This window comes from Fructilactobacillus frigidiflavus (assembly GCF_044054575.1).
Taxonomy (GTDB): Bacteria; Bacillota; Bacilli; order Lactobacillales; family Lactobacillaceae; genus Fructilactobacillus; species Fructilactobacillus frigidiflavus.
The window spans coordinates 315,732-328,726 of sequence record NZ_CP168716.1 but is presented as its reverse complement, the minus strand read 5'-3'; the positions used below and the strand labels follow the sequence as shown (position 1 = coordinate 328,726).

Here is a 12,995-nt window from a genome sequence, read left to right as displayed (position 1 = left end):
AAAATATAAAAAACTAAAATATTTTTAATATGATTATATAAATGAGGCACATTTATGAACAAAGCATTAAAGAGTCAAAACAAGCATAGTGAGATTTGTCCTTTAGATACAACCTTGGAAATTTTGGCAGGGAAATGGAAATCTATCATTCTTTGTCGTTTGATGAATAATAACTTACATTTTAATGAATTAAATCGCAGTATTCACAATTGCTCTAAAAGAATGTTAGCAATTCAGTTAAAACAGTTAATTGAAGATGATATTGTAAAAAAGAATGTAGTTGTGACTGATCAAAACCAAATCATGATTAGTTATTCGCTCACTGATTTAGGTGTATCATTAGTTCCCATTATTAAAAAGATGGATAAGTGGGGAGCAAAATATATTAAAGCTGAAGAAAAAACTTATCATAACGTTTAAATTTAAACGTTACGATAAGTTTTTTAATTTAAATTATTTCTTTTTCAATGAATTTGTAATGAGTAGAGCAATTAATAATCCTAACATTGCCATTAAACAAACTCCCACAAAGCCAAATGATTCATAAATAATGCCACCAATTCCAGATCCAAGTGTTAATCCTAAATAAAGAAATGAACTATTAAATGACATCAAGGTTGAACGATTTGATGGAACTACATTAACAATGTAAGCATTTAATGAGGTTACTCCAAATCCTTGTGCGAAAGCTAATAAAATTAATAAAACGACAATCATCCAAATATTATTTTGAGAAAGAATTAAGCCTAAAATAAAAATAATTGATAAAATTGCATTTAAATTAATCGATTTTTTCTTTCCTAGTTTATTCATTACTTTGCCACCGAAAAAACTAGCAATAAAATTAGAAAGTCCATAGGCAATAAATACATAACCAGTCATAGCAACATCGAAACCAAAGTTATTTTGAATATAAGTACCTAGAAAAGTATAAACACCATAAAATCCAATCATCCAAGTTAATGTAATCATTAAGGTGGGGAAAGCATTTTTAGTCGTAAATACATTTTTAAAAGACTTCATATATGAAATTTTAATAGGATTGCTTGGATTTACTTGTTTAGGAACAAATAAAATAAAGATAAAAGCGAATAAAGTTAATAATGCAGAACCCCAAAAAGCCATATGCCAATTACTTAATTGTGCCAGTGTAGTTCCCAATGGGACACCGATTACAATTGAAAGTGACAAAGCGGACATTACAATTCCCATGACTTGATTTAACTTTTTACCATTAAAATTAGTTCCAATAAATGCCCATACATTAGGAACAAATAATGATGCTCCAATACCTGCAACTGCCCGGTATACATAAAATTCAATTATGTTACTAGCAAAACCACATAATAAAGTACCAAAAAAGAAAATTGAAATTCCAGTAATGGAACTGAAGTTATAATATTGAACAGATAAATAAAAGCATCTTCGTTAATTATTCTTGATAGAATTAATTAAAACTCGGAGGTGTTTTTACTTTGGTAAATAATAAATATTCATATGAAACAAAACTTGAAGCCATAAGGCTTCTAAATGAAGGTGTTCCTGGAAGAAAAATATGTAAAAAATTAGGTCTTAAAAGCGATGGACTAATTTATACTTGGAGAAAATATCTAAGAAACAATGATTATCAGAGATTAAGACAACCAGCAGGTAAACAATATAAATATCATAAAGGCGATGATGAGTTGCCATTAAAAATCAAATATGAGCTAGAACTTAAACAAAAAGATGAGGAATTAGCTGTTGTAAAAAAATATTTAATCAAGGAAAGGTTGTGGTAAATAAATCAACGATAATTATGATTGATAGTTTTAAAGGTATTATTCCAATAAAACGTGTTTGTGAGATACTTAGAATTTCTAGGAGTACTTACTACTATCATAAAAATCATTTAATGGATAACGAATTAACTGATACTGAATCAGAAGTTAAAAATATTTGTATAAAAACTAAGTTTTTATACGGTTATAGAAAGATTCATGCCATACTTAATAGGTTTTTTAACTGTAGTATCAGTAAAGTTCAAAAAATAATGTCTGAATTTGGCTGGGGTTGTCGAGTAAGACAAAAGCGTTCTCATAGGCCTGGTAATCCGTATAAGCAATTTGACAATATAATTAATCGTAACTGGGAATCAAATGCTCCATTAAAAAAGTTGACTACTGATATTACCTATATTCCATGCGGAGATAAGTTTATCTATTTATCAACAATTCTTGATGCCTATAATTCAGAAATTGTTGCATTTGAATTTTCTGAGCATCCAGATACAAAATTAGTTATTGATACATTAAACCAATTAGATAATATTGATGGTTCAATACTTCATAGTGATCAAGGAGCAACATATACTTCATTCGATTATTTTGATTTGGCACGCAAAAAAGGCGTCATCAGAAGTATGTCCCGAAAAGGAACTCCAGCTGATAACGCCATTATCGAATCATTTCATTCCACACTAAAGTCTGAAATGATTTATATCAAAGATAAACCAAAAGGTTTATCAGAGACAATTAAATACATTACTGATTATATCAAATTTTGGAATAACGAACGTATATTAACAAAATTAGGCAATCAATCCCCTGTGGAGTACAGAGAATTAAATGCCTAATTAAGATTATCGAATTTCGCTTTTATTTAATTGTTCAAATTAATAGTTGCAGTTCCAATCAATAGTTTCTTTTTGTTGTATTTATCGCCCAATGGAACAAAGATTGGTGATCCGATAGCAAAACAAAGTGCATAAATTGTGACACCATATGCAGTAAGACCAATTGATGTATTAAAACTACGATCAATTTCTGGCAAAATCGGTGAAATGATAAATGAATCTGCACCAGTTACAAAAACGCCAAAAAATAATCCTAAAATGGTAATTATATTTTTCTTTTTACTCATAAAATTTCTCCTTTTTTTGTTTGTACATAATTTAGGCCATGTAAAAAATACAAACAAGTGAAGAAAAGAATACTAGGTAACATTTTTATGTATGAAAAAACAAAAGAATCACTAACTTATTTCAGAATAATAAATTAGTGATTCTTTATTTTCAATAGTTGTTTCTTTTTAGCGTCAAATTCTGATTGAGTAATAATGCCATCATCCAACAATGATTTATACTTTCGGATTTCATCAGGGATGGATTCGATTTTTTGATCTTCATGAGCAAAAAATGACGTAATGGTACTCGTAAGCATTCCGACAAAACTAATTCCAACTAGCATTAAAACGACGGCCACTAATTTACCAATGGTAGTATTGGGACTAATGTCACCATAGCCGACCGTGGTAGTTGTTGCGATTGCCCACCAAAGTGCTTTAGTAAACGAAATGTTTTCTGACAATGAGTATACTCCAGCTGAAATAAGCAGAATAATGCCACAAATGATGGCGAGATAAATAAAGCCGTTGGTATTTAAAAACTTGGAAACTCGCTCTTTTAATTTTCCCGTCACACCAACTAATCTGAGTAAACGACTTAATTTGGTTAGTTTTGCTAATTTGAAGATTCTGGTAAAACGAAATGTTTTAAAAATCATGAAAAACGAATTCACTGGAATAATCGCAAGTAAGTCAAAAATATGGTGTTTAATAAACAACTTTTTGTTGTTTGCCAAAAACAATCCACCAACATAATCAAAGATAAACACAATCCAAATCGAGGTATCAATTTCATAATAAGGATATTTGGTGAGATTAATTACGTTATTAAGGTCGAGAATTGCCATCATAATTGAGATAATCGCTAAAATAATAATGATTGCATTGTAAGTTGATTTAAGATGTTTGTTATTTAATTTCTTCATGATTCACCAAATTTCGCAAAATAGAGTTTCATCCAATTTTAGTTTAACAAATATTATAAAAATAGGAAGACCAAGGTCTTATTTAACGCTGCGTAGTCCACTAGGTATATACTTGGGCAAAATAAGGTAAAGATTTAAAGAGAGGCCGATTATGAATATTTTAAATGAAACCTATAAACTACAAAACGAGATTGAAATTCCAAAATTAGGTTTTGGAACTTGGCAAACACCAAACGACGTTGTCGCAAAAGCAGTGGAAGATGCGATTAATGATGGATATCGGTTAATTGATACCGCTACGGTTTATGAAAACGAAACAGGTGTCTGTAAAGGAATTAAAAATTCTAAAATTGATCGTTCAAAATTGTTTTTGACGACTAAATTACCGGCTTCTGTTAAAACTTATGACCAAGTTAAAGTTGAATTTGAAAAAAGTTTGCAGAAATTAGGGACGGACTACGTTGATCTTTATTTAATTCATGCGCCATGGCCATGGAATGACATTGGTTCTGACCATTCTAAGGAAAATCAAAAAGTTTGGAAAGCAATGGAAGAAATTTACGAATCAGGAAAAGCCAAAGCGATTGGGGTTTCTAATTTCAACGTTGCTGATTTGCAGAATATTTTTGAAACTGCTTCGATTAAGCCAATGGTAAATCAAATTCAATACTACGTTGGGTTTACCGAACCCAAAATCACTAAATTCTGTAAAGAACATCATATTTTGGTTGAAGCATACTCACCATTAGCAACCGGTGACCTTTTGAGTAATCAAGTGGTTAAGGATATGGCCGATAAATACCATGTTTCCGCTCCCCAAATTGCGTTGAAGTTTATTATTCAAAATGACGTTTTACCTTTACCAAAGGGAATTAATCCAAAGCACATCAAGCAAAACACAGAACTTGATTTTGAAATTTCAGCTGAAGATATGCAGAAATTAAATTCACTTAGTGATGGTGCTCCAGAACATTTTCATAATGCTACGCAAGGCTAGAATTATAATCTAAAAATGCCTCATAAAAGTTGAAACACTTTTGTGGGGTATTTGTTATGATGGAAAATGAATTAATAATATAAATTAAAAAGAGATGATTATTTTGGCAGAAACAAATGAAGTTCAGCTTTCAAAGGTCTTTAAGGCTTTGGCTGATCCCAACCGAATTCAAATTATTAGAATATTAATGGAGAGTGAAAAGGAAATGACTTGTGGAGAAGTGAGTTCTTATTTGAAACTCTCACTTTCCACGGTTTCGTATCATTTTAAAATCTTACGCCATGCGGGTTTAACTAATATGAGAAAAGCCGGTCATGAAAAATATTTATCAATTAATCAGGATATGATTGATAAATTACACTTAGATCCAGTAATTAAAACAGGGACTACATTATAAATGTGGTTCTTTTTAATCGTTAAATTTGCATTTATTTTAAAAGTGAACTAACCTAAATACTAATTTCGATGTTTATCGAAATAAAAAATTGGGGGAATTTAGTTTTGGAAAAGAAGAAAAAGATGTGGACTAAGAAAAAATTGTTAATTATCATTTCTGTTTTAATTGCGACTTTTATGACGTCGGTGGAAACGACCATTGTTACCACAGCGTTGCCTTCAATTTTAAGTAGTTTACACGGCTTAGCGCTCCAAAGTTGGGTTTTTGCGACGTACCTTTTAACTACGACCCTCAGCACGCCTATCTATGGAAAACTCAGCGATCGTATTGGTAGAAAACCAATTTTTCTTTTTGGGCTAGTAGTTTTCACTTTAGGATCAATGGCTTGTGGGTTAGCTACTAACATTGAGCTATTAATTGCAGCTAGAGCTTTACAAGGCCTAGGTGCCGGAGCGATTATGCCAATTACGTTTACATTAATTGCTGATACGTTTCCATTAGATGAACGTTCCAATATGATGGCTTGGAATAATACCGCTTGGGGAATTTCAGCGTTAATTGGACCAATTATTGGTGGTCTGATTGTTGATCAATTAAGTTGGCATTGGATTTTTTTCATTAATGTGCCATTAGGTATTATCGTCTTTTTCCTAATCTATTTTGGCTATGCAGATTCAGTAAAACAAAAAGTTGCTTTAAAAATGGATTATTGGGGTAGTTTCTGGCTTGCTTTATTTCTAATTTCGTTATTAGTAACCTTGCAACTATTAAGCGAACCAACGCTTAACTATTCTATCTTATTCATTGGTTTAATCATCATTTTAGTTTCATTTGTCCTTTTTATTCGTACTGAAAAAAGAGCCAGTGATCCTGTAATTCCACTGAAGTTATTTAAGTCATGGACTTTTTCTGCCCAAATTTTAACGGCTTTATTATTAAGCGGAATTCAATTTGGTTTTCAAATCTACTTCCCAATGTGGCTACAGTCAATTTATAAGGTTTCCGCAACAATTGCAGGACTAGCAATTACTCCAAGTCCAGTGGCTTGGTTAATTACTTCGTTTTTCGTTGGAACTTTAATTAAACATTTTGCACCCAAATTTATTACAGTTCCAATTGTGACAATTCAATTCGCGTTTTATTTAATCTTAGTATGTAGTTCTGTTTCTTTACCAATGATTTGGTTCTATGTGATTTCTGGCGTAACTGGGTCTGGTCTAGGAGTAATTATCACGATGAATACAGTGGTGTCACAAGCGATTGTGCCGAAAGATAATGTTGGAGTTGCTTCTTCAATGATTACACTCGGGAGGACTTTAGGGCAAACGGTAATGACAGGGATTTTTGGTTTTGTTTTCAATCTAACCCTTAATATTGAACACCAACATTATCCAAATGTTAATTCACATTTATTAAATAGTGTAATTTCCTCTAAAAATGCAGTTTCAATGCATTTACCAACTAAACTAGTTAATGATATTAATCAAATGCTTTTGACGGCCTTTCACAATGTATTTTATCTAGCCTTAATCTTGTTTGTAGTTGTGATTATTGTTAACTTATTTGATAAGATGAATAAACCGTTAGATGTGGAAAAGAACTAAACTTATTGAAGTAGAAGTACTATATTTAATTATATTTTTCTTGACTATATCCGAAAAACGGATATAATGTTCATATACTAAAGAATAAGAGAAGTTATATGATAAAAAGCTTTGGCAATAAAGAGACAAAGAAAGTGTTTGAAGGTAAATTTTCTAAAAAAATACCACCAGAGCTTCAAAGAAAACTCTTAATAAAGTTAATGTATATGAATAGAGCGAATAATTTAGAGGATTTAAGAATGCCTCCATCTAATCATTTAGAAAAAATGATAGGTGATAAAAATGAAAACTATAGTATAAGAATTAATAATCAATATCGAGTGATATTTTCCTATATAAATAATGATTTTTATGATGTTGAATTTATTGATTATCATTAGTTAGAAAATGAGGTAAGCAATTATGAATGAAAAGTATTTAAAAGTACCTACAGTTGGTGAAATAATCAAAGAAGAATTTTTAGAACCTATGAATTTATCTGGATATGAATTGGCCAAAAAGATGGAAGTTCCATATTCAAGAATTAATGATATTCTTAACGGCAAACGTCAAATTACAATTGATACTGCGATTCGTTTAAGTATCGTTTTTGGAACTTCGATTGAGTTATGGACAGGATTACAAGCAGATGTTGATGCAAGAAATGCAGAATTGATTGCAGGAAATGAAAAATATCATAATTTAAAGAAAATTCAATTAGCATAAAAATAAGATTGCATATTCGTTTAATTATAAATGAATATGCAATCTTATTTTATTTAATAAAGCAAAGTAAAATCTTTTTAATAAGCAACGAAATGATAGATAATTACTAATAACAATAATATTTCCACACTAAGTAGGTAGCCTATGTCACAAAATTCAATCTCATTATTTAATAAAAATAAAATTCATCAACCTTTGGCGGATGCTGTGCGTCCCAAAACCATCGATCAGATTGTGGGACAACAACAGTTGCTAGAACCCGGGAAACCGTTACGCCAAATTATCGATAAAAAAATCGCAATTTCGTTAATTCTTTGGGGACCACCTGGAACTGGTAAGTCGACTTTGGCATATGTGATGTCTAATATGTTAGAAATGCCGTTGGAACGCTATAATGCTAGCATTAATAACAAAGCTGATTTACAAAAAATCGTTAATCAGCACGAAAACGAAACTTTCATTCTTCAACTTGATGAAATTCATCGGTTGACGAAGCCAGTTCAAGACTTTTTATTGCCATATTTAGAGTCTGGCCAAATTATGTTGGTGGGAACGACGACGGAAAATCCGATTATCACGATTAATCCGGCCGTTAGATCACGGTGTGAATTATTTGAAATGAAGCCGGTGAAAACTAAAGATATTATGGTAGTTTTGAAAAGAACGGCGAAAGAAATTTTTAAGTTTGAATTAGACGATGAATCAGCCAAAATGATTGGGAACTCTGCTAATGGTGATGTCAGAGTTTCCTTAAATATTTTAGAAACGCTCTTTGCGATGTACGGTAAATATTTAACGCATGAGCAGATTATTGAGTTTGCTAAAAATCAACATTTTGCTTTTGATAAAGATACAACTTATCATTACGATTACTTGAGTGCCTTCAACTATGCGATTATTGGTTCCGATACGGATGCTGCTTTGTATTATTTGAGTGTCATTTTAAATTCTGGCGATCTTGAATCTGCCATTAGAAGAATCCGGGATGCGGCATATATGTGCATTGGATTAGCATCACCAAGCGCAGTTGATACAGCAGTCCTTGCTTGCCAAACTGCTGAGAAAATTGGACTACCACGTGCATCGACTAACTTGGCTTATGCTACGATTACCTTATGTTTAGCACCAAAATCAGACTCCGCTTGGAAATCATATGAACGAGCTGCCGTTGATGGTGATAAACCTAATCAAATGTATCCTATGCCAACTTATTTGCGAGATTCTCATTACAAACATTCGGTTGAATTAACTGGTGGCGGAGATATGATTAATCCGTTTAATGAACCACATCAGGTTGCCCATCAAAAGTATTTGCCAGAAAAGTTAGCTGATCGAGAATACTACAAGCCGCGCGATAATAAACGGGAGCAAGAATACTATAAGCGCTATAAGGCTTTGAAGAAATATTTGTATGATGATGAAAGTAAATGAGTTATTGAATATAACTTAAAAAGAGATAATCAAAGCCACATGTAAATGGTTTTTGATTATCTCTTTTAGTATTAATTACTATTTTGTAGTTTTATCAAACCAAAAGGAGTAATATAAGAAACAATAAATTTTTAGATAGGGGTGATTGGTATGGCAAATAAAAGTATAAAGCGGGTAACATTAAATCTAATGGTATCTCAGGCGTTATATTTAGCTGCGATGAGTATTGATTTAACGATTACTGCCCTAGTTGGTGCCTTACTCTCAGGTAATAAAATTTTTGCCACCTTACCAATGGCCTTGATTTCAATTTTGAGCGTTCTGGTTGCTCCACAAATTCCTAAAATGGCAAGCATGATTGGGTTAAAACATTTACTTCAGTCAGGTGGATTAATTGCAGCCATCGGGGGAATCTTTCTTGGTATAGTTTAAATGTTCATTCGTTTATCTTTTTATGTATTGGGACTTCATGTGTTGGAGTTTATCAAGCCATTGCTAATTATTATCGATATGTAGCCGCAGATGTTTCTCCAAAGGGTAGCGAAGTTAAAAGTATTTCGTTAATCATGTCTGCCGGAATTTTAGCTGCTATTATTGGCCCGATGCTTGCAACGTGGGCAAGTACAGCTTTTACGCCAATCTATTCGGGCGCTTATTTGGTAGTTTCCGTTTTAGGAATTATTGCTATCATTTCTAATAGTTTTCTTCCTAAAAAGGTAGTTGATGATACTTTAAGTCATGCTGATAAGCAGGCAGATGATGGCCAAATTAAAATTAGTTTTGCTTCTCTATTAAAAAGACCAGCGTTTAGAAATGGAATTTTGATTTTGCTATGCAGTTGTTTTTCAATGGCCTTGATTATGTCTGGTGCGCCAATTATTATGCAATCAGTTTTACATAGTACGCCAGAACAACGGATGTTTGGAATGCAACTTCACATGATTGGAATGTATTTACCAGTCTTCATTTTACTTTTTGTAGCCAAGTATGTTCCTATTAAAATTCAAATTTTAGGTGGGTTAAGTATAGGGTTATTAGCAGCATTGGCTAGTGCTTTTTCCATTACGAGTACTTCGCTTATCTTAACTTTATTGTTGATTGGAATCTGTTGGAGTCTTTGTTACTCATCTGGTAGCGCCTTACTAACGCGTTCTTATAAACCAGTTGAACGTCAATCGGCTAGAGGAAAAGGTGAGTTATTTCCCGTATTAGGATTGGCAATTGGTGGTTTACTAGCCGGACCATTTAGCAAATGGGTTTTGTGGTCAGATCAAATGTTACTCATTCTAGTTTTGATTATCGCTAGTTTAATCATGATTTTAGTTGATTGGAAAAGAATTTAAAAAATTAATAGCAAAAAAACCGCTAGATTAATTAATCTAACGGCTTTTATTTTAACTTAAATGATTAAGCGTCTTCTTTAGCAGTTTTGAAGAAACAAACGTATTCAAAGGCTACTAAAAGAATTAATGATAATGCTGCACCAGGAATTCCAGCAACAGAGTAAAGGCCTAACACAGCAGTTAAACCAATCGTAGTAACTGTTGTGATAAGTGACCATTTTTGAACTTTTGAAAGTTGGTCAAGTTGACCAGAAAAACTAGTTCCTAAAGCACCAGCTCCGATAAATGCCATGATTCCAACTAAAGCGTGTAAAAAGATAACCATAATTAATTCTCCCATTCGGTTTGCAAATATATCTAACTATTGTTTTATAATATCATATTAACCCGTCTGATAGGAAGCGTAAGTGGAGCGATAAAATAAGGCTTGATTTATGGAGTAATAAGTAACACAATAAAGTAATATGATTTGTTATGAAAGGTGAATAAAAAATTGAGAAATAGACATTTAAAGAGTAATTCTAGAAGAAACATAATTGCCGCTGCGGTTGCAGTTGTGGTACTTTTAATCGGGGGCGTGGCTTTCGGTGCATACAAGATGAATGAAAATCAAGTTACCAACAATAAGAGTGATTTGAATAAAACGGCTAAAACTTCTAAAGCATATGATGGTTCTGACGACCATAACACGAAGTCAAAGAAGAAGTCAGCAAAAGACAAAAAGGATCAAGACTCAAATAATACTACTACGACAGCAGCTGCACCTGTTAATCAAAATAATGATACAACTAGCACGACTAACAATAACGGCAGCAGCACAAAAGCCAATACTCCAGCCACTAAGAGTAGTAATAATACCACTACTACCAATAATGCTAGTTCAGCAACTCCATCTACTAGTAGTAATAGTAATAAAGCAACCACTGCCGCTACTAATAGTGGAGTTAGTCAAAAAGCTAACTTATCCGGCTCTTCATCAGTTTTAAGTTCTAGTTCCGCTAAACAAATGGTGTCTAACATGAACTTACCAGCTGGAAATGTAACTTCTAACGAACCAGGATCATACACGGTTTCTAGTGGTTCTGATCAGTATACAGTGGTACAAAATGGTAAAACCGTTACAATTTATCAATCACAACCTGATGCTAACGGAAACATGCATGTTGTAAACAGTGATATTGCAGCAATTAATAATTAAATGAATTTGAGGGAACCCTAGGTGGTTCTCTTTTTTTAGCTTTCAAATAGCAAAATGCGAACTATAATACATTTAAATAAATTAAAATACGGTTTACAAAATTAAAGACGAATGTTATTATTGTTTTATCGAAAAACGTTAATTTAAAAAAAGGCGGAGATAATCAATGGCGAAAACAGATAGTGAAAGTTCATTAATTTATGGTCCAAATGATAATGTGCCAAATGGACAGACGGTCTTATTAGGATTACAACACGTCTTAGCAATGGATGTTTATGTACCACCAGTTATCATTGCGGGTTTGTTAGCCATGGGAATGGCTGAAAAAATGAGTTTGATTCAAGCAACTTTCTTAGCTGCTGGAATTGGAACCATTTTGCAAACGAAATTCTTCATGAAGATGCCAATTTCTGCGGGACCATCATTTGTGCCAATTGGTGCGATTGTTGGGGTTTACCTTGCTAGTGGTGGAGCACATGGTGGAATGGCAACTGTCATTGGATCATTAGTAGTCGGGGCAATTTTAATGGTTGTCTTAGGGATGACAGGAATTTTCCAAAAAGTAATTAATGTGCTAGTTCCTTCCATAGTAGGTGGGACTATTATTACGAGTGTGGGACTTTCTCTAATGCCAGCGGCTCTAAATGATAATATTTTCAAAGCTCCTGGTAATATCAATCAAAACATTATTTTAGCTTCGGTAACTGGATTCGTACTTTTATTAGCGGTTTTCTTAGGCCTTTATTTCCCTAAAGCAAAACACTTCTTCAAAGTTGGATCAATTATCTTAGCCTTAGGTGCGGGAACTTTAGTTTCAACGATGATGGGACTCTTTGATTGGTCAGTGGTTAAACAAGCTCACTGGTTTACTTTCCCAAGTTTCAACGTTTTTCATTATGGAATGCAATTTAATTTTTCAGCTATTTTAACGTTTATTGTTATCTATGCCGTTATTACAGCTGAAACTACTGGAACATGGTTTGCCATGAGTGCCGTAACTGATGAAAAAATTTCTCCCAAACAATGGAATCGTGGAATTATCGGTGAAGGAATTAGCTGTATTATTTCTGCTTTACTTGGAAGTACCCCAGTTACTAGTTATTCAACGAATGCCGGAGTTATTTCAATCACAGGAATTGCCAGTAAGAAAGTTTTCATTAGTGCCGGAATTTGGTTTATTGCCTTAGGATTCTTAGGAAAAGTTTCTGCTTTCTTATCAGCCATTCCTGCTCCTGTAATTGGTGGAGTCTTTGCAATTATCTGTGCTACCATCATGTTAAACGGTTTGAAAGTTATCAAAGGAATTCGGACTAGCGAGCGTGATTTATACGTGGTAGGAATGCCAATCATTCTTACCATGGCCATGATTTTAATCCCTGCTTCAACGGTTAAAGCAGCTCCTCAAATGATTCAATATGTACTTGAATCACCAGTTGCTGTGGCTGCGATTGCTTGTGTGATTTTAAATCAAATTATGCCTAAACGACTACAAACAGAAGAAAAATAAATTA

General features: G+C 32.9%; 17 protein-coding genes. 13 read left to right on the top strand and 4 right to left on the bottom strand.

What is annotated here, in order from left to right; all coding sequences use genetic code 11:
- The first annotated feature begins 54 nt into the window (after nt 1–54).
- Entirely contained in the window at nt 55–420 is a 366-nt protein-coding gene (locus ACEPSS_RS01780) for a winged helix-turn-helix transcriptional regulator (RefSeq protein ID WP_395319641.1), read from the top strand.
- Nucleotides 421–453: 33 nt separating this feature from the next.
- Here the strand turns inward: ACEPSS_RS01780 and ACEPSS_RS01775 are convergent, their stop codons facing one another.
- Nucleotides 454–1,374 carry an MFS transporter gene (locus ACEPSS_RS01775; RefSeq protein WP_395320455.1) on the bottom strand — a complete coding sequence of 307 codons (921 nt, stop codon included), beginning with the start codon at nt 1,372–1,374 and terminating at the stop codon, nt 454–456.
- A gap of 101 nt (nt 1,375–1,475) precedes the next feature.
- Between ACEPSS_RS01775 and ACEPSS_RS01770 the strand changes: the two genes are divergently transcribed.
- Together ACEPSS_RS01770 and ACEPSS_RS01765 are read left to right on the top strand one after the other, a co-directional pair.
- Entirely contained in the window at nt 1,476–1,781 is a 306-nt protein-coding gene (locus ACEPSS_RS01770; RefSeq protein WP_395317661.1) for a transposase, read from the top strand.
- Complete coding sequence (locus ACEPSS_RS01765; RefSeq protein ID WP_395317663.1) at nt 1,775–2,614, top strand: IS3 family transposase; 840 nt, start codon at nt 1,775–1,777, stop codon at nt 2,612–2,614. The genes ACEPSS_RS01770 and ACEPSS_RS01765 overlap by 7 nt, the downstream gene beginning before the upstream one ends.
- 26 nt (nt 2,615–2,640) lie before the next feature.
- On the opposite strand, the gene ACEPSS_RS01760 is transcribed toward ACEPSS_RS01765, so the two are convergent.
- Together ACEPSS_RS01760 and ACEPSS_RS01755 are read right to left on the bottom strand one after the other, a co-directional pair.
- Complete coding sequence (locus ACEPSS_RS01760) at nt 2,641–2,901, bottom strand: MFS transporter (protein ID WP_395319639.1); 261 nt, start codon at nt 2,899–2,901, stop codon at nt 2,641–2,643.
- Between the two features lie 134 nt (nt 2,902–3,035).
- Nucleotides 3,036–3,809, bottom strand: a complete 774-nt coding sequence (locus ACEPSS_RS01755) for an ion channel (RefSeq protein WP_395319637.1) — start codon at nt 3,807–3,809, stop codon at nt 3,036–3,038.
- Between the two features lie 151 nt (nt 3,810–3,960).
- Here ACEPSS_RS01755 and ACEPSS_RS01750 point away from each other — a divergent pair, with 151 nt between their 5' ends.
- The 8 genes from ACEPSS_RS01750 to ACEPSS_RS01715 all read left to right on the top strand — a co-directional run bounded on the left by ACEPSS_RS01750 (nt 3,961) and on the right by ACEPSS_RS01715 (nt 10,286).
- Complete coding sequence (locus ACEPSS_RS01750; protein ID WP_395319635.1) at nt 3,961–4,806, top strand: aldo/keto reductase; 846 nt, start codon at nt 3,961–3,963, stop codon at nt 4,804–4,806.
- Between the two features lie 103 nt (nt 4,807–4,909).
- The gene (locus tag ACEPSS_RS01745; protein ID WP_395319633.1) at nt 4,910–5,203 is read left to right on the top strand and encodes an ArsR/SmtB family transcription factor; all 294 of its coding nucleotides are present in this window, start codon (nt 4,910–4,912) and stop codon (nt 5,201–5,203) included.
- 122 nt (nt 5,204–5,325) lie between these two features.
- Complete coding sequence (locus ACEPSS_RS01740) at nt 5,326–6,807, top strand: MFS transporter (RefSeq protein WP_395320454.1); 1,482 nt, start codon at nt 5,326–5,328, stop codon at nt 6,805–6,807.
- A gap of 98 nt (nt 6,808–6,905) precedes the next feature.
- Nucleotides 6,906–7,187 (top strand): type II toxin-antitoxin system RelE/ParE family toxin, encoded by a 282-nt coding sequence (locus ACEPSS_RS01735; RefSeq protein WP_395319631.1) that lies wholly within the window; start codon nt 6,906–6,908, stop codon nt 7,185–7,187.
- Nucleotides 7,188–7,209: 22 nt separating this feature from the next.
- On the top strand, nt 7,210–7,512 hold the full coding sequence (locus tag ACEPSS_RS01730; RefSeq protein ID WP_395319629.1) for a HigA family addiction module antitoxin: 303 nt from the start codon (nt 7,210–7,212) through the stop codon (nt 7,510–7,512).
- Nucleotides 7,513–7,656: 144 nt separating this feature from the next.
- A complete protein-coding gene (locus tag ACEPSS_RS01725; RefSeq protein WP_395319627.1) occupies nt 7,657–8,943 on the top strand; it encodes a replication-associated recombination protein A in 1,287 nt (428 codons plus the stop codon).
- 150 nt (nt 8,944–9,093) lie between these two features.
- Nucleotides 9,094–9,375: a hypothetical protein gene (locus tag ACEPSS_RS01720; RefSeq protein ID WP_395319626.1), complete on the top strand. Its 282-nt coding sequence runs from the start codon at nt 9,094–9,096 to the stop codon at nt 9,373–9,375.
- On the top strand, nt 9,333–10,286 hold the full coding sequence (locus ACEPSS_RS01715) for an MFS transporter (RefSeq protein WP_395320452.1): 954 nt from the start codon (nt 9,333–9,335) through the stop codon (nt 10,284–10,286). Before ACEPSS_RS01720 ends, ACEPSS_RS01715 begins: the two co-directional genes overlap by 43 nt.
- A 64-nt stretch (nt 10,287–10,350) precedes the next feature.
- Here the strand turns inward: ACEPSS_RS01715 and ACEPSS_RS01710 are convergent, their stop codons facing one another.
- The gene (locus ACEPSS_RS01710; RefSeq protein WP_395319624.1) at nt 10,351–10,611 is read right to left on the bottom strand and encodes a hypothetical protein; all 261 of its coding nucleotides are present in this window, start codon (nt 10,609–10,611) and stop codon (nt 10,351–10,353) included.
- A 168-nt stretch (nt 10,612–10,779) separates the two neighbouring features.
- On the opposite strand from ACEPSS_RS01710, the gene ACEPSS_RS01705 reads away from it, so the two are divergent.
- Both ACEPSS_RS01705 and ACEPSS_RS01700 read left to right on the top strand, forming a co-directional pair.
- On the top strand, nt 10,780–11,484 hold the full coding sequence (locus ACEPSS_RS01705; RefSeq protein WP_395319622.1) for a hypothetical protein: 705 nt from the start codon (nt 10,780–10,782) through the stop codon (nt 11,482–11,484).
- Between the two features lie 166 nt (nt 11,485–11,650).
- Nucleotides 11,651–12,991, top strand: a complete 1,341-nt coding sequence (locus ACEPSS_RS01700; RefSeq protein WP_395319620.1) for a uracil-xanthine permease family protein — start codon at nt 11,651–11,653, stop codon at nt 12,989–12,991.
- The last annotated feature ends 4 nt before the right edge of the window (nt 12,992–12,995 follow it).